The following is a 22,610-nucleotide window of genomic DNA, read 5'->3' on the forward strand; positions in this document are numbered from 1 at the left end:
CCTTGCACACGGGATCTGAGCAGGCAACAGGCCTTGCTCGGTGGGGGGTTGTGTACGACGAGGCACCGCGGGCAGGGCCCGGCGGAGCGCGGGTCCACCGCGCCCGCCGACACCGCCGTGCGCGCGTGTTTCGGTCCGAGGCATCGCTGGGGGGATCCAGACGGCAGCCTTCGGACGGCTCGTGCCCGCGGCGCCGGGCGCCACGGGCACGGGCACCGTCACGCGCAGTCCCCCTCCGCGGAATGCCGACCGCCAGGTCCGTCCGAGGAGCGAACAGAGGGGGTAGGTGTGTTGGAGCCGGAGAGCTCGTACACGCGGGGTGCGAGCGGCACCCGGGGAGTCGGGGTGGGGACCCGATGACCACCACACGATTAGCGGCACTGGCCGAAGCGGACCAGGAACTGCACGCGCTGGCGCAGCGGCTGCTCGGGCTGGCCGAGGCGGGTCTGCCCGCCATGTACCTGCCCGAGGCGGAGACCTTCGCCTTCACCCGGGCCGCAGCGGTCTCGCCCGAGGGCACCCGCCGCCTGGAACTGCGCGGAACCAGCACCCGGTACGCGGCCATCACCGCGCTGGGCGCCCGGTTCCTGCCCGAGGACCGGCAGCGCGCCCTGTTCGGCGGACGTTCCGCCGAGGAGTTCACCGGGGTGCTCGTGGAACGGCTGCCCGGGGTGGTCAACCTCGGCGACGCGGCGCTCATCGCCTGGGCCGCCGCCGAGACCGGCCATCCGAAACTGTCCGACGCCCTGGACCGGGTCGCCGCCCTGGACCCGCCCGGGCGGGCGCAGTACACGGTCGAGGCGGCGTGGGTGCTCTCCGCCCTCGCGGCCGCCCGCGCCGCGGTGGACGTGGAGGACCGCCTCGCGGGCGCCCGCGACCGCCTGCTGTCGGCCAGGATCGGGAACGGTCCGCTGTTCCCGCACGCCACCGGCCCGGGACTGGTGCCCGGCTACCGCGCGCACGTGGCCTGTTTCGCCGACCAGACCTATCCGCTGCAGGCGCTGGCCCGGCTGCACGCGAGCGGCGACGACCCGGAAGCCCTGGCGGCCGCCGACGCCTGCGCCGCCCGCATCGTGGCCCTGCAGGGCGACGGCGGACAGTGGTGGTGGCACTACGACGCCCGCGAAGGCGGCGTGATCGAGGGCTTCCCCGTCTACAGCGTGCACCAGCACGCGATGGCGCCGACCGCCCTGCTCGACCTCGCCGAGGCGGGCGGCACGGACTTCGGCACGGCGGTCCGCCGGGGACTGCGCTGGATGACCGAGGTGCCCGAACTCGCCGGGCCCGCCGGGACCCCGCGCGAGCCGATGATCCGCGAGGACCTCGGCGTCACCTGGCGCAAGGTCTACCGCGGCGACCCGAAGAAGGCCGTCCGGGCCGCCCGGGGGCTCACCACCCGCGTCGTCCCGAACGCCCGGCTCGCACCCCTGGACCTGCTCTTCCGCCCGCGCGCGGTGGACCGGGAGTGCCGCCCGTACGAGTTCGGCTGGATGCTGTTCGCCTGGTTCGGGGGGCCGCAGAGATGACCCGTCACACCCTCTTCGGGGTCGCGCTCGACCCCCTCACCATGGACGAGACCGTGCAGCGCTGCCTCGACGCCGTACGGCGCGGGGAACAGATCGAGATCGGCATGGTCAACGCCGCCAAACTGGTCAACATGCGGCGCGACCCGGCGCTCGCCGAGGCCGTCTCCGGCTGCGACCTCGTCCTCGCCGACGGCCAGGCCGTGGTCTGGGCCGGCCGCGTGCTCGGCGTCCGGCTGCCCGAACGCGTCGCGGGCATCGACCTGTTCATGCGCCTCCTCGCCGCCGCCGAGGTCGCGGACATCCCCGTCTACCTCCTCGGCGCCCAGCAGGAGGTGCTGGAGATGATGCTCGGGCAGATCTCCGAACGCTTCCCGGAACTGCGGGTCGCCGGCAGCCGCAACGGCTACTTCGGCGACTCCGAGCAGGAGGAGATCGCCGACTCCGTCGCCGACAGCGGGGCCCGCCTGCTGTTCCTCGGCATGACCTCCCCCAAGAAGGAGATCTTCACCGCCGGCTACGGCAAGCGCACCGGCGCCCACGTCGTGCACGGCGTCGGAGGCTCCTTCGACATCCTCGCCGGCATCACCAAGCGGGCCCCGCTCGTCTGGCAGCGGATGGGCCTCGAATGGTTTTACCGGACCCTCCAGGAACCGCGCCGCCTCGGCAAGCGCTACCTCACCACCAATGCCGCCTTCCTCGCCATGACGGTCCGCGAGCTCATCCACCGCACACCGTCTGCCGGTTCCGCGAACAGGAGTCACCGCTGATGCGCGTCGTCGTCGTGGGACAGGGTTACGTCGGCCTTCCGCTGGCCATCAGGGCCGCCGAAGTCGGCCACCAGGTGATCGGTTACGACGTCGACGTGCGGCGGGTCAAGAGCCTCGCCGCCGGAGAGTCGTACGTGGAGGACGTCTCCTGCGAACGCCTCGCCCGCGCCCTGGAGCGCGGCACCTACCGGGCCAGCGAACTCGCCCGGGACTGCGGCGGTTTCGACGTCGCCGTCGTCACCGTCCCCACCCCCTTACAGGACGGGGCACCCGACCTGCGTTACATCGAGGAATCGGCCCACACCCTGGCCCGCTTCCTACGCCCGGGCGCCACGGTGATCCTGGAGTCCACCACCTACCCGGGCACCACCGAGGAACTGTTCGCCCCGATCCTGGAGGACGGCTCCGGACTCGCCGCCGGCGCCGACTTCCACCTGGGATACAGCCCCGAGCGCATCGACCCCGGCAACACCGTCTGGGGCTTCCAGCAGACACCCAAGGTCGTATCCGGCGTCGACGCCGCCTCCCTGAAGGCCGTCGAGGCCTTCTACGGACAACTCGTCGACACCACCGTGCCCGTGCGCTCGCCCAAGGAGGCCGAGCTGGCGAAACTGCTGGAGAACACCTTCCGGCACGTGAACATCGCCCTCGTCAACGAGATCGCCATGTTCGCCCGCCACCTCGACATCGACGTCTGGCAGTCCATCGAAGCCGCCTCCAGCAAACCCTTCGGCTTCATGAAGTTCACCCCCGGCCCGGGAGTCGGAGGGCACTGCCTGCCCATCGACCCCTCCTACCTGAACTGGCGCGTGCAGCGCGAACTCGGCCAGAACTTCCGCTTCGTCGAACTCGCCAACGACATCAACAACCACATGCCCGAGTACGTGACGCGCCGGGTGATCGACGCCCTCAACGCCAAGCGCCGCTCCGTCAACGGCTCCCGGGTCCTGCTCCTCGGCCTCGCGTACAAGAAGAACACCGGCGACGCACGCGAGTCGCCCGCCGTACGCATCGCCCAGCTGCTCCTCGACATGGGGGCCAAGGTCCGCGCCGTCGACCCCCACGTGGTCGAGAGCGTCAAGGTCGACGCACGCCTCGCCCGGGTCGAGGCCACCCGCAAGGAGCTGGCCGCGGCCGACGTCGTGGTCCTGCTCACCGACCACGACTCCTTCGACTACCAGATGATCACCGAGCACGCCTCCTTCGTGCTCGACACCCGCAACCGCATGACCGGACCGAAGGTGGAGGTGCTCTGAACCCATGACCAGGATCGTCTGCGTCGCCGGCGCGCGCCCCAACTACATGAAGATCAAACCGGTGATGGACGCACTGGAGCGCCGCGGATGCGAAGTGGTCCTCGTCCACACCGGACAGCACTACGACGAGTCCATGAACGACGTGTTCTTCCGCGACCTCGGCATCCGGACACCCGACCGCTACCTCGGCGCCGGCTCCGGCAGCCACGCCCAGCAGACCGGGCGGGTGATGGCCGCCTTCGAGCCGCTGCTCGACGAACTGGCCCCGGACGCCGTGGTGGTCGTCGGGGACATCAACTCCACCCTCGCCTGCTCCCTGGTCACCGCGAAGGCCGGCCCCCTGCTGGCCCACGTCGAGGCCGGGCTGCGCAGCCGCGACTGGAGCATGCCCGAGGAGGTCAACCGGGTCGCCACCGACCGGGTCAGCGACTACCTGCTGGCCCCCTCGCCCGACGCCGCCGCGAACCTCCGCGCGGAGGGCTACCGCGAGGACCAGATCCACGTCGTCGGCAACGTCATGATCGACACCCTCCTCGCCAACCTGGACCGGGCCCGGCAGTCCGACGTCCTGGACCGCCACGGACTCACCCGCGGCGGATACGGTCTGGTCACCCTGCACCGGCCGGCCAACGTGGACGACCCCGGGGCGCTGCGCGGCCTGCTCAAGGCACTCGGCGAGATCGCCGGCCGCTGCCCCCTGCTGCTGCCCGTGCACCCGCGGGCCGCCGACCGGCTCGCCGAACTCGGCGTCCCCGACGGCATCCGGCTCGTACCCGCCGCCGGGTACCTCGACTTCATCGCCCTGCAGGACTCCGCCCGCCTGGTGCTCACCGACTCCGGAGGCGTCCAGGAGGAGACCACCGCGCTGGGCGTGCCCTGCGTGACCCTGCGGGAGAACACCGAGCGCCCCATCACCGTCGAGGAGGGCACCAACGTCCTGGCCGGCACCGACCCGGACCGGATCGTCGCCACCGTCGACCAGGTCCTCGGCGCCCCGCCGGCGCCGCGCTGCCCCGCCCTGTGGGACGGCCGCGCCGGCGAGCGCATCGCCGCCGTCCTCCTCGACGGCGGGACCGCCCGCACCCGGCCCAGACCCACCGACCTCGTGCCGGCCGCCGGACCCGGACCGCAGTAACCGAACCATCCGCAACAAGGGGGAAGACCATGGATCTCGCCGAGATATGGCGGGTCATGCGCAGGCGCTGGTACGTGCTGCTGCCCGGACTGCTGCTGACGGCGGCACTCACCACCGCCGTGCACCTGCTGATCCCGGTGGAGTACCAGTCGCAGAGCACCGTGACGCTGCTCAACTCGTCGAAGGCCACCGAGGCCTTCGACGGAAACCCCTTCCTCAGCACACAGGCCTCGCTGACCGGAATGGCCGACGGCCTCGCCCGCAACCTCAACTCGGACGGGGCCAAAGCCGACCTCAAGGCCCTCGGCGTCACGGGCAAGCACGAAGTCAAGATCGCCGACAACGCCCAGGGCCCCTTCATGTGGCTGACGGTCACCGGCACCGACCCGGCCGCGGTCCTCACCTCCGCCGAACTCCTCGCCGGCTACGCCGACAAGCGCCTCAAGGAGTTCCAGACCCAGCAGTCCGTGGCCCCCGCCGCCATGATCCGGATGGCGACGATCGTGCCCCCGCAGAAGCCGGAGGCCCAGACCAAGACCCGGATCCAGTACATCGTGATGGTGGGCGCGCTGGGCTTCGTCCTCAGCCTGGTCGCCGTCTTCTTCGTGGAGGCCCGCAGGCGCACCCCGCGCGGGAAGAACCGCCCGGCCCCCGCCGGGACACCCGCCGCGGACACCCCCGCACCCGCCTCCGCGACGCCCGTCGCGACCGACGAGACCATGGCCCTGCGCACCGTCGGCCCGAGCGGGGCGGGATCACCGTGACCGACACCGGTACGAGCACGCAGACCACCCCGGCGGCGCCCTCCCTCGGGCGCAAGGTCGGCTCCGCGGCCAAATGGAGCCTGATCAACACGGTCGTCATGCGCCTCGGCAACTTCGCGACCGGCATCATCCTCGCCCGCTACTTCCTCGGGCCCGAGGCCTGGGGCGTGTACGGCATCGCCCAGACCGTCCTGCTCGTCCTGCTCTCCGCGAACGAACTCGGCGTCTCCCTCGCCATCGTCCGCTGGGAGGGCGACCCGCGCCGCTTCGCCCCCACCGTCCTCACCCTGAGCGCGGTCTCCAGTTGCCTGCTGTACGCCGTGCTGTTCGCGACCGCCCCGGCCGTCGCCGACGTGCTCGGCTCGCCCGAGGCCTCCGGGGTCCTGCGCGTCATGTGCCTGTGCGTGGTCCTCGACGGGCTGTCCCAGGTGCCCGCCGGCTTCCTCACCCGGGAGTTCGCCCAGGGCCGGCGGATGGCCGTCGACGCGCTCAACTTCGTCCTCAGCACCGCCGTCACCCTGCTGCTGGCCGTCCAGGGCTGGGGTGCGATGAGCTTCGCCTGGGGATCCGTCGTCGGCAACGTCGCCGCCCTCATCGGCTGCTGCCTCGCCGCACCCGGCACCCTGAGGTTCGGCTGGGACCGCGAACAGGCCCGCGCCCTGCTGAAGTTCGGGCTCCCGCTCGCCGGAGCGAGCATGCTCGCCCTCGGCGTGGTCAACGTGGACACCATGGTCGTGGGCTCCACCCTGGACCCCCTCGCCCTCGGCTTCTACGTCCTCGCCTTCAACATCTCCGGCTGGCCCGTCCGCATCATCTCCGAAGCGGCGCGCCGCGTCTCCTTCGCCGGCTTCTCCCGACTGGCCGACTCGCCGCAGGCACTGGCCACCGGATTCGCCCGCGCACTCGGCGTGGTGACGGCGGCCACCGTGCCGCTCTGCGTCCTGCTGGCCGCCCTCGCCGCACCCGTCATCGGACTCGTCTACGGCGAACGCTGGCTGCCCGCGGCCGGCGCCCTGCCCTGGCTGATGGCCCTCGGCCTGGTTCGCATCGGCTGCGAACTCGCCTACGACTGCCTGGTGGCCATCGGCCGGCGCCGCTCGCTCATCGGCGTCCAGGCCCTGTGGCTCGTCCTGCTGATCCCCGCCCTCGTCATCGGAGCCCGCGGCGGCGGGATCGTCGGCGTGGCCCAGGGACACGTCGTGGTCGCCGCTGCGATCGTGGTCCCGGTCTTCCTCCTCGCCCTGCACCGCGGCGGCATCCCCCTGGGCACGGTCGCCAGGGCCTGCGCCTGGCCGCTGCTCGGCGGAGCCGTGATGACCGCGGTGCTCCTCGTACTGGAGCGCCACCTCGGCGACTCCGTGCCCGCGCTGCTGGCGACCGCGACCGCCGGCACCCTGTGCTACGCCGTGTGCCTCCTGCCCGCCCGAAAAACGCTCCGAGGATAGGCGACCGGCCATGGTACGGAACCGAAGGCGCCTGGGGGCGTGGCTGCTCGCCGCAGTGGTGCTCGTCGTCGCCCTCGTCCTGTACGACGCCGACCGCACCGGGGTCGGCGATCCGAAGGCCGCGCCCTCCGCGACCCCTTCGGCCGCCCTGCCCGGCCCGGCGACGCCCGCCTCCACCGCCACGCAGAGCCCGTCGGCCACCCCCTCCCCGCCGGCCCCGCCGGGCACCGGCGAACCGTCCCCCACCGCCACCGCCACCGCCACCGCCTGCACCTCGCCCGGGGCCTGCGGATACCCCGACGCGAACAGCACCGGCCCGCGGATCGCCCTCGAACGGCACGACACCGGCAACATGTCGGTCAGGAAGGACGGCACGGTCATCAAGGGCTGGGACATCCGCGGCTCCCTCGACATCTACGCCAACGACGTCACGGTCATCGACAGCAGGATCACCTCCACCAACTGGTGGGGGATCAACCTGCGCCCCGGCTACAGCGGCCTGCGGGTCCTGCACACCACCATCACCGCCGTCCCGGGCAAGGGCCCCGACAACGGAGGGGTCAACTACGCCGTCTCCAACATGGGCGGCAGCTCCATCGAGGTCGGCTGGTGCGACATCTCGGTGTTCGGCAACGCCCTGTCCATGGGCCAGGGCGACCTGCACGACAACTACGTCCACGACCTGGTCGCCTTCCGCAACCAGGGCGGCGAATGGCAGCACACCGACGCCGTCATCAGCGGCGGCGGCAACAAGGGCAGGCTGACCGTCCGGCACAACACCCTGCTCAACCCCACCCCCGTGGACAAGGGCGCCACCGCCGCCGTGGGCCTCTTCGCCGACACCGGGGTCGTCTCCTCCGTCGTCGTCGAGGACAACTGGCTCGCCGGTGGTGCGTACGCGCTCTACGCCGGCGGCCCGGGCGCCACCGGCATCCAGGTCACCGGCAACGTCTTCTCCACCCAGTACCACCCGGCCGGTGGCGCCTACGGCCCGGTCACCGCCTGGAACGCGGGCGGCGCCGGGAACGTGTGGAAGAACAACCGCATGTCCGACGGCCGACCGGTGGAACCCGCCCCCTGACAACCGCCCCACCACGGAGGCAGCGACATGCGCCGTATCGCCCGGGCCCCCTGGGAACTGCTCAAGCGGGCCTTCGGCTGGCTCGTGCTCTTCGAAGCCCGCAACAAGCTCCTGCTCCTGCCCTCGGCCGTACGGCTGAAACGCTTCGAGGACGCCGAGACCACCCGCCTCGCCACCCTCCTGGGCCGGCCCCCGGCCGCCCGGGTCGCCACCGTGATCGCCACCCACCGGCGCCCCGACGCCCTGCGCGAGGCGGTCCGCTCCGCCCTCGCGCAGACCGTCACCGACCAGGTGGTCATCGTCGTCGACGACGGGGCAGGACTGCCCGAACTGCCCTCGGACCCACGCCTGTTCGCGGTCTCCCTCGCCCGCAACACCGCAACCGCCGGAGTCGTGCGCAACGTCGGCATACGGCTCACCCGCTCCCGGTACGTGGCCTTCCTCGACGACGACAACCTGTGGGAGCCCGACCACCTGCAACAGGCCCTCGCGGCCCTCGACGCCGCCGAAGGACCCGACGCCGTCTACACGGCACTGCGCAGGGTGCTGCCCGACGGCACCGAACGCGACGTCCTGTCGGTGCCCTTCGACCGCCGCCGCTCCGCGCACGAGGCCTTCCTGGACACCAACGCCTTCGTGGCCCGCCGCAGCCCGGCCCTGCACTTCAGCCGGCTGCGCCGCACCCCCGAGGTACTGCCCCGCGAGGACTGGGAGCTCATCCGCCGCTACGCCCGCCACCACGAGGTGCGCCACCTGCCCCGCCCCACCGTCCGCTACCTGGTCAACCCCGGCAGCTTCTACACCGCGTGGGAGGGATAGGCCGGGGCAGGACAGGGGCCGGGGGGTCGGCGCACGGCCGGCGGGGTCTGCGACGCGAGGCGGGACAGCTTCTCCGGGTCGCGGACGGAGGAGAGGCCGCTGATGCGGGAGTCCTCGACCCGGACCGCCATCACCCCGTCGAACTCCCCGCCCAGCAGGACGACCAGGACCGTCCTCGGTCAGGGTCCCCCCTCCGGTTCCAGGGTGCGGCCACAGGACACCGGCCGATCCGCGTCCGTGACACCACGCGCGGGTCGGTCCGCTCGTTCCCGCGCTCTACGGGGCACCGTGCGGCGCCGACGGGCCCGCCAGGGCACGGGCGGCCGCCAGGCTCGCCGGGCGGCCGAGGGCGGCGCGGGAGGACTCCCGCAGCAGCACGGCCGCCCGGAAGGCGGTGGTCGCCGCCAGACCGTGACGACGCCGGTACAGCCGGACCCGGTTGAGCGTCAGCAGGGTCCACAGCCGCGGCGACACCTGGGAGTCCCCACCGAGATGCGTGGCCGAGGCCGAGGGCTCCAGCCGCGTCACGAAGCCGAGGTCCCGGGCCCGCAGACAGTACTCGGTCTCCTCCGAGTACAGGAAGAACGACTCGTCCCAGGGCCCGCACGCGGCCAGGCACTCCCCGGACAGGGCCATCAGCGCCCCCGTCGCCCAGTCCGCCACCGTGTCCCGCTCGTACGCGGCCGGGTCGGTGACCAGCTCGCTCCAGCGCGGGAAGCGCCCCGCCCGACGGTTGCCGATCACCGCCTCGCCCAGCGCCCGGGTGACGCTGGACTCGCGGCGCAGCGAGTGCAGGAGCGTCCGCCCGTCCTCCTCGAACAGCAGCGGGACGCTGATCCCGACCCGGCCGCCGCCGGGCTGCGGGGCGCCGAGCGCGTCCACCAGCCGTGCGGCGCAGCCCCGCCGCATCCGGATGTCCGGATTGCACACCAGAGCGGCCCGGAAGCCGCCTTCCCACCCGGCGGCCGCCGCCAGCGCCGCGTTCACCCCGGCCGCATAACCGGCGTTGCGGCCGGTCTGGACGACCGTCGCCTCCGGGGCCAGGGAACGGACCACCTCCACCGTGTCGTCCGCGGAGTCGTTGTCGGCGACGACGAGACGCCAGTCGAGCCCGGCCATCCCCTCCGGCAGGGAGGCGAGGAAATCCGGCAGGACCTGCGCGCTGTTCCAGGTGACGACGAGGACCGCTACCGGACCGGAGCCGGAGCCGGCGAGGGGCGCGGGGAGGGACTCGGGGGTTGCTGAACTGCGGGAAGACATGGGAACTCCACGGATCGGGGCTTCGGCGCCGCGCGCCGGATGAAGCCGAGGTAACTGCCTCCCGCGGCGATCGTCAGGAAGAACATCCCGGCGAACATCGGGAAGCTGAGTGCGTCGAACGTGGCGCTGACGACCAGGGCGACGAGGGCGGAGGCGAAGAACGCCTGCCCCAGCTCCCGGTCGGACTCGCCGCCCGCCAGCCGGCGGATCGCCCCGCCCTGGTGGATCCCGGTGAGGAAGAGGAACAGGAGCGCGACCAGCCCCAGGAGCCCCGTCTCGGCGAGGGTCAGCATGTACTGGTTGTCGGTGAAGAAGTAGAGCTCGGGAATGAAGGTGCCCAGGCCGCGCCCGGCCACGGGGCGCTCGTCCAGGTAGGGGAGGATCGCGCTGTACTTGACCGTACGGGCCTGGGTGCTGCTGTCGGAGTTCGACAGGAAGGACGCGAACAGGGCGGTGATGGTGCCGATCAGCCCGGGGATGATGACCTTGAAACAGGCGACCGCACCCACCAGCACACCGATCGCGGTCCACCGCCGCTGCGGCTTCCAGCGCGGCACCATCACCAGGATCACGATCAGCGCCCCGATGATCGAGGTGCGCGACACCGTCAGCGGCAGCGCCCCGCCCATCAGCGCCACCGGCCCCCAGCGGCGCCAGGCGGGCAGGCGCCGCCGTACCGGATCGAAGGCCTGCTGCACGGCGAAGGGCAGCAGCAGGGCCAGCATCCCGCCGAACTCCAGCGGCTGCGCCGTCGTCGAGCGGGGCCGGGTGAACGCCCCGCGGTCCAGGGTCGTGATCTGGGGGACGCTGGAGGACAGCCCCGGGATGCTGATGCTGTCGGCGATGTTGGTCGCGGTGAAGAAGTCGTAGAAGCCGACGGCCGCCACGACGCTCCCCATCACCACGGCCCGGCGCAGCAGTACATCCAGGCGCGCCCGGTCCTGGATCCCGGCGGAGACCAGCACCACCAGCGACACCCACACCAGCAGGGCGATCAGGCCGCGGTCCGCACCCAGCAGCTCCTTGCGCACGCTCCCGCGGCCCGCGTTCGCGACGTAGGAGGCCAGCACCGAAACCGCCAGCAGCCACATCGCCACCCGGGGCAGCCGCGTCCCGGGCGCCGGACGGATCCGGCCCGTCAGCCAGGTCGCCAGATACCAGAACAGGGCCAGCAGGGCGAACACGTTGGCCGGTGTCCCCACCCCGCCCAGCCCCGGCAGCGTCAGGTTCGACGGGATGAAGAAGGCCAGCGCCAGATACCCGGTGAGCAGTGCGGTGGCGTCCACATGACGGCCCCGGGACCTGCGGCGGCCGGCCCCGCCCGGCCCACCGGAGTCCGCCGCGCAACGCTCGCGCCTGCGCCGCCGGGCGGACAGCAGCGCGTCCACCACGAAGGAGAGGACGAACCCGCCGCCGGCGCCGAGGATGAGGACCCCCAGCACCTGCTGGTAGCGGCTCTTGAGCTGAGGCACCGGGGTCTGCGGCAGCACCACCGGCGCGGTCTGCACCATGTACGCGGGCTGCACCTTGGCGGCGGCCTGGAGCGCGTTGAGCTGCTCCCCGGCGAAGGCCGTCAGGGTGTTCGTCTCCTTGAGCACCTTCGCCCGGTCGGTGCCCGTGACCGTGAGCGTCAGCAGCGGGCCCGAGGTGTTCGCGGCGAACCCGACGGTGTACGGGTCGGTCACGCCCAGGCTGTGCAGATCGCGGGCGGCGTCGGCCCCCGACAGCGTCCTGATCAGCACGTCCGCGGTCACCACGAGGGCGCCGCCCGCGTTGGAGAGGGGATTGCCGAAGGCGGGCGGCAGCTTGGAGGCCGCCGAGGAGTCCAGCAGGGCCACCGAACTCTGCGACTGGTACGCCACCGGCACCGACCGGTACAGGTGCAGTGCCGCCAGCAGGCTGAGCAGGATCGCCGGCACGATCACGTACCAGCGCCGGCACAGCACCGCGCCCATTTCACGAATGCTCACGAACACCCCTGCCGGGTAACGGATTTGATGGCGGACCTACCCGGGTCCTGCAAAGATCGGACATGAAGGAAAGGATCCCCGTGTCGCCTGGTGAGTTGGTCCGTGCGCTGCGTCGCCGCTGGTACGTCCTGGTCGTGGCGGTGCTGCTCGCGGCCGCCGGAGCGGCGGCGGTGCTGCGGCCCGAACCGGTGCACCTCAGCTCCGCGATCGTCGTCCTCAAACCACCGGTGACCAGCCGGCAGCCGAACCAGCTCGCGAACCTGCAGCCGCCGCTCGCCGCCGTCTCGTACTCGGTGGTGCAGCAGCTGGACTCGACCGCGGGGGCGGCCGAGCTCAGGGCGGAGGGTGTCGCGGGCACGTACCGGATGACACCGCGCAACAGCGGCACCAGCGTCACCCCCCGGCACCTGATCCCCTCGCTCCAGATCCAGGTCGAGCACGCCGACCCCGACGTGGCCGACGCATCCGTCCGGAAGATCATCGAGGTCTACACCCGGCACCTCGCGGACCTCCAGACGCAGCAGGGCATCCCGGACGCGGCGCGGATGAGCGTGGACCTGCTGGTCCAGCCGCACGCCGTTGCGCGGACCGGTGACCGGGTGCGGGGCCTCGCCGGAGTGGCCCTGCTGACCGCGGTCACCGCAGTGGCCGCGGCCCTGTGGACCGACCGGCTCCTCACACGCCGGGACCGGCGCCGGCGCGAGAGCGCCGACGCCGGTCCCGAGGACCCGCCGGGGGAACCGGTGGAGACGGGGCATCAGATCCCTCGGCGCTTCCAGGACCGCCACCACAGCCACTCGCGCCCCCGGTCGGCGACGGCCGACAGCACGAGCGGCTGAAGGTAGGGCATCAGCCGCGGACCGATCCGCCGGCGCCATCGCAGCGCCCGGTACTCGGCGAGCGAGGTGTAGCCGTCGGGCAGGCACTCGGCCGCGAACTCCACGAGTTCGCCGACCGGCACCACAGCGGTCCGCCCCCGGTCGTACGCCCGGTAGGCGCGCCGCAGCGCGTACCGGGCGAGCCGGGTGCGCGCCGCCCGGGCCAGCCGGTCGGACTCCGGGAGCAGGTCGCCGCACTTGACGAGCACCGAGTCGAAGGCGACGAGGCGCTGGCGCAGGTCGTCGAGCTGCCCGCCGAAGTCCGTGGTGGACATGTTGTCACCGTGGACGCGGTAGAAGGCCTGGTCGGCCCCCTGGACGTAGCCCACGTCGGCGTGCGCCGCGAGCCGCATCCACATCTCGATGTCACCGGCGTGCGGCAGCTCCGGATCGTAGCCGCCGACCTTGCGCTGCAGGCTGGTACGGACGACCACCTCGGGCGAGGTGATGCAGCCGGTCCCCTCCCGGAAGCGCCGGTCCAGCCACCACCGCCCGGGGTAGACCACCGACCCGGTGGACCGGGTACGGGCCTCGGGCAGGGGCCCGCCGTGCTGGAACCGCAGCGGCCTGCCGTACGCGAAACCCGCCTCCGGGTGGGCGTCCAGCAGGGCCGCCGCACGCACCAGGGCGCCCGGCACCAGCCGGTCGTCGGCCGAGAGCAGGGCGACGTAGTCCCCGTCGGCCCACTCCAGCAGCCCCTCGTTGTAGGTCGCGATGTGCCCCTGGTTGCGCTCGTGGACCCGGACCTCGATCCGGGGGTCGGCCGCCGCCAGCGCCCGCGCCACGTCCGCGGAGTCGTCGGGCGAGGCGTCGTCGATGATCAGGACCCGGACGTCCACGCCCTCCTGCTCGTCCAGGACGCTCTTGACGCAGTCGGCCAGGAAGTGGCCGTACTTGTAGCAGGGGATCACCACGCTGACCGTGCTCACTGGCCGGCCACCTCCGTGGATCCGTCGGAGGACCCCAGCGCGTCCGGCGGGGTCGTGGTGAAGATCGGGCCGACCCAGTAGTTCACCGAACCGTAGGTGTTCGACGGGAAGGCCGTCGCGGAGCCGTACTTGTAGAGCCCGTTGCCGCTGCCGGGCGCGTCGGCCGGGGCCACCAGCGGGTAGGAGCGGTGGGCGCCGGTGAAGTACGCGCCGTCCACCGAGTAGTTGCCGTTCGGTGCGTGGTAGGAGGCCACGTAGGTGGCGCCGGCCGTGATGGGAACGGGCGTCGCGAACTGCAGCTCCTGCCAGCCGGTCAGGGTCTCACTGCCGAAGGTACCGGTGGCCAGGAGCGTGCCGGTGGCGGACCACAGGCTGCCCGTGTGGGTGCCGGTGTTGCCGGGGCCCTTGTAGAAGGTGACACCGGTGACGTAGCCGTTCACCGCCGACTGGAAGCGGGTGCCCAGCTCCACCGAGTTGACGTCGTCCCCCACGTTGGCGGTGCTCGGCGTCGCGGCGCCGTTCCACAGGGTGCAGGGGCAGTTCACCGCCGGAGGGCTCGCGCTGGTCGTGAAGTTCCACGTGACCGGGGCGGTCATGGCGTTGCCCCACAGGTCGGACGCCTGCACCGACGCCGTGTACGTGGTGTTCAGGGCCAGTTCGGAGGACGGGGTGAAAGTGGCGCTGTTCGAGGCACCGAGGACCTTGGCGCCCGGGACGGTGGCACCGCCCGCGTCCTTCACGGTGAAGGTGAGCGTCTCCGCGTCGACGGCCGTGCTGAAGGTGGCCGTCACCGCCGCCGTGATCTGGGTACCGGTCGCGGCGGACTGCGGCGAGGTCCCGGTGACGGTGGGCGGGGTCGTACTGGCGCCGGAGGTGTCCAGGACCGCGTCCACCCAGTAGTTGCTGCCGGACGAGGCCTTGTTCGGGAAGCCGCCCGTGCCGCTGTAGCGGTAGACGCCGTTGCCGCCGTCGGTGCCGCTCTTGAGGGCCGTGAGCGGGGCCAGGCCCGCGTCACCGGCGGCGAAGGTGCTGTCGAAGGAGTAGCCGCCGTTCGGCGCGAAGTAGGAGGCGATGTAGGTCGTGTTGGGCTTGACCGGGATCGGGCTGGAGAAGTTCAGCTGCTGCCAGCCGGATGCGGTCTCGTTGGTGAAGGTGCCCGTGGCCAGGCGCTGGCCGGTGCTGCTCCACAGGCTGCCGGTGTGGGTCCCGGTGTTGGCGGGCGACTTGTAGAACCGGACGCCGGTGATGGAGCCGGCCACCGAGGAACGGATCTTCACACCGAGTTCGACGGCGCTGCCGTCACCGGCGTTGACCTTGGTCGGGACGGCCGCGGCGGGCCACACGGTGCACGGGCACTGCTGGGGTCCGACGGTCAGCGGGACCGTGGTGGTCGCGCCGATGTTGACGCTGTCGTCGACCGCGCGCACCTTGATCTGCACGGGGCCGGGGGCGGTCGGGGTCCACGTGTAGCTCCAGGTGGCCAGGCCCGTGGTCGCCTTCCAGGTGGTCCCGCCGTCGGTGGACACCTCGACGCGGGCCACCACGCCGCCGCCGGTGTCGGTCGCCGTACCGGTGACGGTCACCGGCCGCAGGGCCGGCACGGTGGCGCCCGCCGCCGGGCTGGTCACGGTGATGCCGGGGCCCACGGTGTCCGTGGAGGCGGCCGAGGCGATCAGGTCGCTCTGCAGGGACTTGGGCTGGACGCCCATGTCGGCGAACACGTTCACGGTGGCCTGCTGCATCCGCTTGTCGGCGGTGACCACGGTGTCGTCCGGGTTGGAGGTGGGCATGTTGGTCAGGCCCCAGGACCACTGCACCGTGCCCGCGCCGAACACCAGCGCGTTGGAGGTCTGGTCGCGGAAGGCCACCAGGCTGTGCGTCGCGGTGCCGTTGCCGTAGACGTTGCCGTAGTCCTTCAGCAGTTTGCCGTCCTCGATGTCGACCGTCGTGGACGACATCTGGATCTGCCCGGCCGGGCGGCTGGCGTTCTCCACGTCGCTGTCCCACTCGTAGCCGAGCGTGCCCTGCGGGAACGTGGCGGTCTGCGAGGGGGTCAGGTTCGCGATGGAGGTGTTGCGCCACAGGCGCTGCTTGGCGAAGGTGCCCGGCACGGTGATCGCGTCGCTGCGGTAGCCGTTGACGCTGAACATCGAACCGGTCAGCTGGTTCTGCGGCTGGAAGGGCCGCCCGTTCGTGGCACTGGCCGGGTCCATGAAGGTGCCCGTCCAGATCCCGCTCGGGTCGGGGATGCCGTTCGGCTGCGGGAAGGACAGCTTGGTCTCCTTGTACGAGACCAGTGTCCGGTTGGCGGTGTTCGTCCCGTCGATGCTCGGGGCGAGCCGGGTCTTCCAGAAGATCTCGTTACCGGCGAAGTACGTCTGGTGCTGCCCGGCGCGGCGCGCGTTCAGGGCGTTGGTGAACTGGTCCTGGGTCCAGTACTCGTCGTGCCCCGAGGACATGAACACCTTGTGGTTCTGCAGCAGCGACGCACCGCGCACCGACATGTCGATCCCGGACATGTAGCTCACGTCGTAGCCGTTGCGCTCCAGCCACGCGACCATCTGGAACTCGGAACCGTAGATCCCGTTGTCCCCGCCGATGTCCATGGGCCGGTTGTAGCTGACCTCGTAGGCCCGCCCGTCGGGCGCGGGCCCGCCACCGTCGTAGAGGTCCTGGCCGCCGTAGTTGTTGTACGCCTGCCAGGTCTGGTCGCTGGTCTGCACGACGATGTCGGAGTGGCTGGAGTCCTTGCGGACCACGAACGGGTAGGGCATCACGCCGTTGCCGTCCGCCTGGTCGAAGTTGGCGACGTAGAGGCCCGACACGGCATCGGCCGGCACGGTCCACGACGCGGTGGTGGGCCAGTTCCCGCAGTCGACCAGGCCGGTCGACGCCTTGGTGGCGCAGGCGGCCGGGTTCCCGCCCGGCGCGAAGTTCGCCGGGTAGGTCTGGGCGGCCTGGGCCGCGGTCGACATCAGGCGGGCCCCGGCACCCCCGTAGTGGCCGAGGCGGTACACCGAGACCTTGTACGGCGTCGGCGACTGGACCTTGAACTGCAGGGTGTCGCCGGCCTGGACGCTCTCCTGGGTCGGGAAGCCCTTGATGTCGCCGTACGCGCTGGGCGCGAACCACTCCTCCGTGGGGGTGCCCGGCTTGGAGTTCTCGCAGACGACCGCGTTCGTCGTCGGGCCGCAGGGATCGGCCGCGCCGGCGACCGCGGCCGGGGGAAGGACCGTGGCCATCAGGGTCGCCGCCACGGTGAACAGACCGTAGCGCAGCGACCTCGTCCGTCTTTTCATGTGGACCTCATTGGTTTCACGCCCGCGCGCATCAGCGCAGGGCGTCGGAGAACGCTTCCACGACCCGCTGCTGCTGGGCGGCGGTGATCTGCGGGAAGAGGGGGAGGGAGAGCATGCGGTCCGCTGCCTGCTCCGCGTGCGGGAAGTCCCCGCGACCGTGACCGAGGTGGCCGAAGGCGCCGGTGAGGTGGACCGGGGCCGGATAGTGCACGCCCGCGCCGATCCCCTCCGCGTTGAGCTTGCCGACGACGGTGTCGCGGTCCGCACCGGAGATCCGCACCACGTACAGGTGCCAGACGTGGACGTTGCCCTCGCCGGTCACCGGCAGCGTGACGCGGCCGGCGGCGGCCAGGCCGCCCAGCAGCTCGTCGTAGCGGGCGGCGGCGGCACGGCGGGCCGCGTTCCCCTCCGCCAGCCGTGCCAGCTTCGCCCGCAGCACCACCGCCTGCAGACCGTCCAGCCTGCTGTTGAACCCGGCCACGTCGTGCCGGTACTTGGCGACGCCGCCGTGGTTGGCGATGGCCCGCACCAGGTCGGCGCGCTCCTGGTCGTCGGTCACCACCGCGCCGGCGTCCCCGTAGGCGCCCAGGTTCTTGCCCGGGTAGAAACTGGTGGCCGCGATGGTCCCGCTGCCCGGGGAGCGGCCCGCACGGCTCGCGCCCTGGCTCTGCGCGGCGTCCTCGACGACTTTCACATGCGCCGGTAGCCGCTCCGCCAGCTCCGCGGCGGCCGCGCACTGCCCGTACAGGTGGACGGGCACCACCGCGCGGGTGGCCTTCCCGACCGCGTCCAGCGCGGCCTGCGGGTCCATCAGCAGGGTGTCGGGAAGGCAGTCGACGAGCACCGGCCGGGCGCCGATCCGGGCGACGGCGCCCGCGGTGGCGATGAAGGTGTTCGCGGGCAGCACCACCTCGTCCCCGACACCGACCCCGCTCGCCCGCAGGGCCAGTTCGAGGGCGTCGGTGCCGTTGGCGACACCCACGCAGTGCCGGACCCCGGCGAACTCGGCGTACTCGCGCTCGAAGGCCTGGACCTCGGCGCCCCCGATGAAGGCCGTGCCGGCCAGCACACGGTCGAATCCGGCCTGTAACTCCTCGGCGACCTCGGCGTGCGCCGCCTTCAGGTCCACGAGCGGTATCTGGTTCATGCGACTGGACTCCCCATCCGTGTCTGCGGCCGCCGGCCGTCCGGGCCGGTGCCGTCTTCCGTGCCGTGCGCCGACGCCCCGGCGGGCACCGGCGCGCCCCCGGCGGGCCCGCACCCGGCCCCGCCCGGGACGCCCGCGTCACGGGCCAGTTCGGCGAGGGCGGTGGCCCCCGCCGGCCGCAGCAGGCGGGCCGGACCGCCGGCCCACACCTCCCCGGCCGGGACGTCCGCGAGGACGGTGCTGCCCATGCCGGTCAGCGACCAGGCGCCGACCGCGGCGTACTCCCGGACCAGCGCCCCCGCCCCCACGTACGCCCCGCGGCCCACCCGCACCCCGCCGCCCAGGCGGACGCCCGAGGCGAGGGTCGCGAAGTCCGAGACCTCGTCCTCGTGGGTCAGCACCACCTGCGGCATTACCGCCACGTGGGACCCGACCCGGACGCCGGCCGTCAGCACGCAGTGCGCGAGCAGCACCGAGCCCGGCCCCACGGCCGAGGAACCCGACACCGCCGCCGTGGGGTGGACCACCGTCGCGTACCGGTCCGGCGGCAGCCCCAGGCGCCGCACCAGGCGCGCCCGCACGGCGTAGTCGCGCGGACTGCCCACGCAGACCACCACCCGGGCGGCCGGCAGCTCGTGGACCAGCTCGCAGCCGCCCCGCACCGGCACCCCGTCGACCTCCCGGCTGTGCAGGGCCGGATCGTCGTCGAGGTGCCCGGCCAGCCGCCACCGGGGCGGACGGCCGCCCGCCACGTCGGCCGCGGCCACGTCCCGTACCGCCTGCGCGGTCTCCCGCGCGAACCCGCCCGCGCCGACGATCAGCAGGTCCTCGGTCACCGGAGCGCTCATCCGCCCGCCTGTTCCCGCAGCACCGCCACCACCCGGTCCTGCTGGGCCGCGGTCATGGTGTGGAACAGCGGCAGGATCAGGGAGTCGCGGCTGATCCGCTCGGTCACCGGCAGCGGGGCCGCGCCGTGGCCCTCGTACGCGGGCTCCAGGTGCGAGGCCATGATCCCGCGCCGGGCCGAGATCCCGGCCTCGGAGAGCACGCCCAGCAGCTCGTCCCGGCCCACGGGGAAGTCCTCGGCCAGCAGCACCCAGTACGACTGGAAGTTGCCCTGCCCGTGGGCGGGATCGCGCACCGGGCGCACCCCCGGGACCTCGCGCAGCAGCTCCGCGTACCGGGCGGCGAGCGCGCGCCGCCGCGCCACGATCTCGTCCAGCCGGCCGAGCTGCACCAGGCCGACCGCGGCCTGAATGTCGGTCATCCGGTAGTTGTAGCCGGTCTCCAGGTAACTCTCGACGATCGGCTTGCTGCTGGCGTGACGCTGCGCGGCGGACACGTTCATGCCGTGCTCGCGCAGCCGGCGCAGCCGCTCCGCCCACTGCGCGTCGTCCGTGGTCACCATGCCGCCCTCACCGGTGGTGATCACCTTGCGGGGGTGGAAGGACCAGGCGGCGAGCAGCGCACCCTGCCCGACGGATTTCCCGCCGACCGTCGCGCCGATGCCGCAGGCCGCGTCCTCCACGAGCGCGACGTCCCACTCGGCGCACGCCGCGCGCAGCGCGTGCACGTCCGCGGGCACCCCGCCCTGGTGGACGGCGAGGACCGCCTTCGTACGGGGGGTGCGGACGGCGTCCACGGTGACCGGGGTCAGGTTGCCGGTGGCCTCCTCGACGTCGGCGAACACCGGCCGCGCGCCCACGTAGCGCACCGCGTTGGCGGTGGCGATGAACGACAGGGAGGGGACGATCACCTCGTCGCCCGGCCCGAGGTCCAGCGCGACGAGGGTCAGGTGCAGGGCGGTGGTGCACGAGCTCACGGCGATGCCGTGCCCGGCGCCCACCCGCTCCGCGAAGGCCCGTTCGAACTCGGCGACCCGGGGGCCCTGGGCGACCCAGCCGGAGAGCACCGCGTCCGCCGCGGCCTTCGCCTCCTCCTCGCCCAGCCAGGGCACCATCACGGGGATCCGGGCGGTCGGGTCCTGGGCGTTCACCGGCCCGCCTCCGCCGCCGCGTCGGCGGCGCGTTCGGCCCGCCACCAGTCCACCAGGTCCCGCAGACCGGTGCGCAGGTCGATCCCGGCCGTGAAGCCGAGGCGCTCGCGGGCCCGCGCGGTGTCCGCGAGGCGCCGGGTCACGCCGTTCACGGCCCGGGCCGGACCGTGCTCCGGCACCAGGCCGTCCGCGCCCATCGCCTCCAGCAGGCCGTTCGCCAGCTCCAGCAGGCTGGTCTCCGTCCCGCTCGCGACGTTGAACACCTCGTCGGTCAGGTCCGATTCGGCGGCCAGCAGGTTGGCGCGGGCGATGTCGCGCACGTCGACGAAGTCCATGGTCTGCAGGCCGTCACCGAGGATCAGCGGCGGTTCGCCCGAGGCGATGCGTTCCATCCAGCGGATCAGCACCTCGGTGTAGAGCCCGTGGATGTCCATCCGGGGCCCGTACACGTTGAAGTAGCGCAGCGCGACGTAGTCCAGCCCGTACATCGAGTGGAAGCTGCGCAGCATCCCCTCGTTGAAGGCCTTCGCCGCACCGTAGAAGGTGTCGTTGTTGTACGGGTGGTGGCGCTCGGTGGTCGGGAACCGCTCCGCCAGCCCGTAGACCGAGGCCGAGGACGAGGCGATCACCTTGCCCACCCCGGCGGCGGCCGCCGCCTCCAGCACGTTGAACGTGCCGTCCACCATGACCTCGTTCGCCAGCCGCGGTTCCTCCGCGCACTGGGTGATGCGGATGGCGGCCAGGTGGAAGACCAGGTCGGCGCCCTCCGTCACCTTGCGCACGGCCGCCACGTCGCGGATGTCGCCTTCGACGACCTCGACGACGCCGCTCGGCAGGGCGCGGGCCAGGTTGGCGGTCCGCCCCCGCACGAAGTTGTCGAGCACCACGATCTCGCGTGCCCCGTTGTCCACCAGCTGGTCCACCACGTGCGAGCCGATGGTGCCCGCTCCTCCGGTGACCAGAATCCTCTTGCCTCGTACGCTGCTGCTCAACGCCCTGCTCCCAGCGAATCGGTCGTGGTCTTGCGTGTGACGGAATGCCAAGGGTCCGGATGAGGACCGTGAGCGGTCAGAGCCCGGTGCGCAGCCCGACGACCGCGCCCCGGAACTCCAGACTCCGGGAGGCCGCTTCGAGGATGTCCAGCACCTTCAGGCCTGCCCGGCCGTCGGTCAGCGGCCGCCGCCCCGTCCGGATGGCCTCGCCGAACTCCTCGACCATGCTGCGCAGCGCTTCCCTCTCGCCGATCGCGGGCGCCACCATGTCGCCGCTCCGGTAGGAGACGAGCATGTCGCGACGCTCGTCGGCGCCGATCTCCTGCGGGGTGCTCAGCTCCACGCCCCGGTCGAACACCGAGACGCGCTGCGTCGGGTTGAGGTCGTCCCAGACCAGGGTGCGCTTGGACCCGCCGACCATGGTGGTGCGCACCTTCGTCGGGGAAAGCCAGTTGACGTGCACGTGCGCGATGGCACCGGTGCTCAGCTGGAGGGTCAGATAGGCCACGCAGGACTGGCCGGCCCCGATCGGATCGGCGCCGGTCGCGGCGACGGCCACCGGCTGCACGTGGTCGGGGAGGATGAAGTCGAGGACGGACAGGTCGTGGGGAGCCAGGTCCCACAGGACGTCGACGTCCTTCTGGACGAGCCCCAGGTTGATCCGTACCGAGTCGACGAAGTGGATCTCGCCCATTTCACCGGAGCGGACCATCTTCCGGATCCGGCGCGCCGCCGGGGTGTAGCAGTAGGTGTGGTCGCACATCAGGGTCAGGCCGCGCTTCTCGGCCTCCGCCACCAGCCGCTTGCCGTCCTCGTACGTGGCGGCGAGCGGCTTCTCCACGAGGACGTGCTTCCCTGCCCGCAGGGCGGCGAGCGCGACGTCCAGGTGCGTTCCGGCCGGAGTGGCCACGGCGACCGCGTGGACCGACGGGTCGGCCAGGACGGCCGCGTAGTCCGCGGTCGGCTGCACCGTGGAGTACCTGCCGAGCGCCTGCCGGGCCCGCTCGATGTCCAGGTCGCACAGCCACCGCAGTCTGAACTGCGAGCTGGACTGGAAGTTGCGGACGAGATTGGGGCCCCAGTAGCCCGCACCGACCACCGCGATGCCTAAGGGCGCCGCGGACCCCCGGCCGGCGACGGGGGCACTCTGCCCGACGGTCCGCTCGGCGCTCTGCCCGCCGGTCCGCTCGGCGCTCTGCGCGCCGTCCTTCGAGGTGTCCTTCACAGCGTTCCCCTTTCTTCCGCGCACGCCGACCGGCGTGTCGACAACCCAATGGCCGGGACGCGTGCGGTGGAGGGGAAAGCCGTCGCCGAGGGGCACGCCGGACGCCTGCGCGTGCCGTGCG

The 22,610-nt window shown here is 72.4% G+C and carries 18 protein-coding genes; 9 read left to right on the top strand and 9 right to left on the bottom strand.

Annotation, left to right across the window (positions count from 1 at the left end):
- Positions 1-356: 356 nt before the first annotated feature.
- From ACIPXC_RS23660 to ACIPXC_RS23695, 8 genes are read left to right on the top strand one after another with little or no spacing between them, the layout of a single operon-like run.
- A complete protein-coding gene (locus tag ACIPXC_RS23660; protein WP_401621560.1) occupies positions 357-1,526 on the top strand; it encodes a hypothetical protein in 1,170 nt (389 codons plus the stop codon).
- Positions 1,523-2,293, top strand: a complete 771-nt coding sequence (locus ACIPXC_RS23665) for a WecB/TagA/CpsF family glycosyltransferase (protein ID WP_401621563.1) — start codon at positions 1,523-1,525, stop codon at positions 2,291-2,293. The genes ACIPXC_RS23660 and ACIPXC_RS23665 overlap by 4 nt, the downstream gene beginning before the upstream one ends.
- Complete coding sequence (locus ACIPXC_RS23670) at positions 2,293-3,549, top strand: nucleotide sugar dehydrogenase (RefSeq protein WP_401621566.1); 1,257 nt, start codon at positions 2,293-2,295, stop codon at positions 3,547-3,549. The genes ACIPXC_RS23665 and ACIPXC_RS23670 overlap by 1 nt, the downstream gene beginning before the upstream one ends.
- A gap of 4 nt (positions 3,550-3,553) precedes the next feature.
- A complete protein-coding gene (gene wecB / locus ACIPXC_RS23675) occupies positions 3,554-4,684 on the top strand; it encodes a non-hydrolyzing UDP-N-acetylglucosamine 2-epimerase (protein WP_401621569.1) in 1,131 nt (376 codons plus the stop codon).
- A 29-nt stretch (positions 4,685-4,713) separates the two neighbouring features.
- A complete protein-coding gene (locus tag ACIPXC_RS23680; RefSeq protein ID WP_401621572.1) occupies positions 4,714-5,448 on the top strand; it encodes a chain length determinant protein in 735 nt (244 codons plus the stop codon).
- On the top strand, positions 5,445-6,893 hold the full coding sequence (locus tag ACIPXC_RS23685; RefSeq protein WP_401621575.1) for an oligosaccharide flippase family protein: 1,449 nt from the start codon (positions 5,445-5,447) through the stop codon (positions 6,891-6,893). The genes ACIPXC_RS23680 and ACIPXC_RS23685 overlap by 4 nt, the downstream gene beginning before the upstream one ends.
- A gap of 10 nt (positions 6,894-6,903) precedes the next feature.
- Positions 6,904-7,974 (top strand): hypothetical protein, encoded by a 1,071-nt coding sequence (locus ACIPXC_RS23690; RefSeq protein ID WP_401621578.1) that lies wholly within the window; start codon positions 6,904-6,906, stop codon positions 7,972-7,974.
- A gap of 27 nt (positions 7,975-8,001) precedes the next feature.
- Positions 8,002-8,793: a glycosyltransferase family 2 protein gene (locus ACIPXC_RS23695; protein ID WP_401621581.1), complete on the top strand. Its 792-nt coding sequence runs from the start codon at positions 8,002-8,004 to the stop codon at positions 8,791-8,793.
- A 276-nt stretch (positions 8,794-9,069) separates the two neighbouring features.
- On the opposite strand, the gene ACIPXC_RS23700 is transcribed toward ACIPXC_RS23695, so the two are convergent.
- Complete coding sequence (locus tag ACIPXC_RS23700) at positions 9,070-10,053, bottom strand: glycosyltransferase (RefSeq protein WP_401621584.1); 984 nt, start codon at positions 10,051-10,053, stop codon at positions 9,070-9,072.
- Entirely contained in the window at positions 9,981-12,023 is a 2,043-nt protein-coding gene (locus ACIPXC_RS23705; RefSeq protein ID WP_401621587.1) for an O-antigen ligase family protein, read from the bottom strand. Before ACIPXC_RS23705 ends, ACIPXC_RS23700 begins: the two co-directional genes overlap by 73 nt.
- Positions 12,024-12,085: 62 nt before the next feature.
- Between ACIPXC_RS23705 and ACIPXC_RS23710 the strand changes: the two genes are divergently transcribed.
- Entirely contained in the window at positions 12,086-12,862 is a 777-nt protein-coding gene (locus ACIPXC_RS23710; RefSeq protein ID WP_401621590.1) for a hypothetical protein, read from the top strand.
- On the opposite strand, the gene ACIPXC_RS23715 is transcribed toward ACIPXC_RS23710, so the two are convergent.
- The 7 genes from ACIPXC_RS23715 to ACIPXC_RS23745 all read right to left on the bottom strand — a co-directional run bounded on the left by ACIPXC_RS23715 (position 12,781) and on the right by ACIPXC_RS23745 (position 22,489).
- Positions 12,781-13,830 (bottom strand): glycosyltransferase, encoded by a 1,050-nt coding sequence (locus ACIPXC_RS23715; RefSeq protein WP_401621593.1) that lies wholly within the window; start codon positions 13,828-13,830, stop codon positions 12,781-12,783. The two genes, ACIPXC_RS23710 and ACIPXC_RS23715, sit on opposite strands and share 82 nt — an antisense overlap.
- Positions 13,827-17,129: a DUF4082 domain-containing protein gene (locus ACIPXC_RS23720; protein WP_401621595.1), complete on the bottom strand. Its 3,303-nt coding sequence runs from the start codon at positions 17,127-17,129 to the stop codon at positions 13,827-13,829. The genes ACIPXC_RS23715 and ACIPXC_RS23720 overlap by 4 nt, the downstream gene beginning before the upstream one ends.
- A 31-nt stretch (positions 17,130-17,160) precedes the next feature.
- Complete coding sequence (locus ACIPXC_RS23725) at positions 17,161-18,276, bottom strand: DegT/DnrJ/EryC1/StrS family aminotransferase (RefSeq protein ID WP_401621598.1); 1,116 nt, start codon at positions 18,274-18,276, stop codon at positions 17,161-17,163.
- Positions 18,273-19,124 carry a NeuD/PglB/VioB family sugar acetyltransferase gene (locus tag ACIPXC_RS23730; protein ID WP_401621601.1) on the bottom strand — a complete coding sequence of 284 codons (852 nt, stop codon included), beginning with the start codon at positions 19,122-19,124 and terminating at the stop codon, positions 18,273-18,275. The genes ACIPXC_RS23725 and ACIPXC_RS23730 overlap by 4 nt, the downstream gene beginning before the upstream one ends.
- Complete coding sequence (locus ACIPXC_RS23735) at positions 19,121-20,272, bottom strand: DegT/DnrJ/EryC1/StrS family aminotransferase (RefSeq protein ID WP_401621604.1); 1,152 nt, start codon at positions 20,270-20,272, stop codon at positions 19,121-19,123. Before ACIPXC_RS23735 ends, ACIPXC_RS23730 begins: the two co-directional genes overlap by 4 nt.
- A complete protein-coding gene (locus ACIPXC_RS23740) occupies positions 20,269-21,264 on the bottom strand; it encodes an NAD-dependent epimerase/dehydratase family protein (protein WP_401621607.1) in 996 nt (331 codons plus the stop codon). The genes ACIPXC_RS23735 and ACIPXC_RS23740 overlap by 4 nt, the downstream gene beginning before the upstream one ends.
- Positions 21,265-21,340: 76 nt before the next feature.
- Positions 21,341-22,489, bottom strand: coding sequence for a Gfo/Idh/MocA family protein (locus tag ACIPXC_RS23745; protein WP_401621610.1), 1,149 nt, complete (start codon positions 22,487-22,489; stop codon positions 21,341-21,343).
- Between the last annotated feature and the right edge of the window lie 121 nt (positions 22,490-22,610).

Source organism: Streptomyces sp. NPDC090021 (assembly GCF_044748225.1).
Classification (GTDB): domain Bacteria; phylum Actinomycetota; class Actinomycetes; order Streptomycetales; family Streptomycetaceae; genus Streptomyces.

What these genes read in the sequence shown, in the direction of transcription:
- ACIPXC_RS23670 (WP_401621566.1), top strand. Translation starts at nt 2,293, where the DNA reads ATGCGCGTCGTCGTCGTGGGACAGGGTTACGTCGGCCTTCCGCTGGCC.
- ACIPXC_RS23730 (WP_401621601.1), bottom strand. Translation starts at nt 19,124, where the DNA reads ATGAGCGCTCCGGTGACCGAGGACCTGCTGATCGTCGGCGCGGGCGGG.
- ACIPXC_RS23710 (WP_401621590.1), top strand. Translation starts at nt 12,086, where the DNA reads ATGAAGGAAAGGATCCCCGTGTCGCCTGGTGAGTTGGTCCGTGCGCTG.
- ACIPXC_RS23725 (WP_401621598.1), bottom strand. Translation starts at nt 18,276, where the DNA reads ATGAACCAGATACCGCTCGTGGACCTGAAGGCGGCGCACGCCGAGGTC.
- ACIPXC_RS23695 (WP_401621581.1), top strand. Translation starts at nt 8,002, where the DNA reads ATGCGCCGTATCGCCCGGGCCCCCTGGGAACTGCTCAAGCGGGCCTTC.
- ACIPXC_RS23700 (WP_401621584.1), bottom strand. Translation starts at nt 10,053, where the DNA reads ATGTCTTCCCGCAGTTCAGCAACCCCCGAGTCCCTCCCCGCGCCCCTC.
- ACIPXC_RS23665 (WP_401621563.1), top strand. Translation starts at nt 1,523, where the DNA reads ATGACCCGTCACACCCTCTTCGGGGTCGCGCTCGACCCCCTCACCATG.
- ACIPXC_RS23690 (WP_401621578.1), top strand. Translation starts at nt 6,904, where the DNA reads ATGGTACGGAACCGAAGGCGCCTGGGGGCGTGGCTGCTCGCCGCAGTG.
- wecB (WP_401621569.1), top strand. Translation starts at nt 3,554, where the DNA reads ATGACCAGGATCGTCTGCGTCGCCGGCGCGCGCCCCAACTACATGAAG.
- ACIPXC_RS23660 (WP_401621560.1), top strand. Translation starts at nt 357, where the DNA reads ATGACCACCACACGATTAGCGGCACTGGCCGAAGCGGACCAGGAACTG.
- ACIPXC_RS23720 (WP_401621595.1), bottom strand. Translation starts at nt 17,129, where the DNA reads ATGAAAAGACGGACGAGGTCGCTGCGCTACGGTCTGTTCACCGTGGCG.
- ACIPXC_RS23680 (WP_401621572.1), top strand. Translation starts at nt 4,714, where the DNA reads ATGGATCTCGCCGAGATATGGCGGGTCATGCGCAGGCGCTGGTACGTG.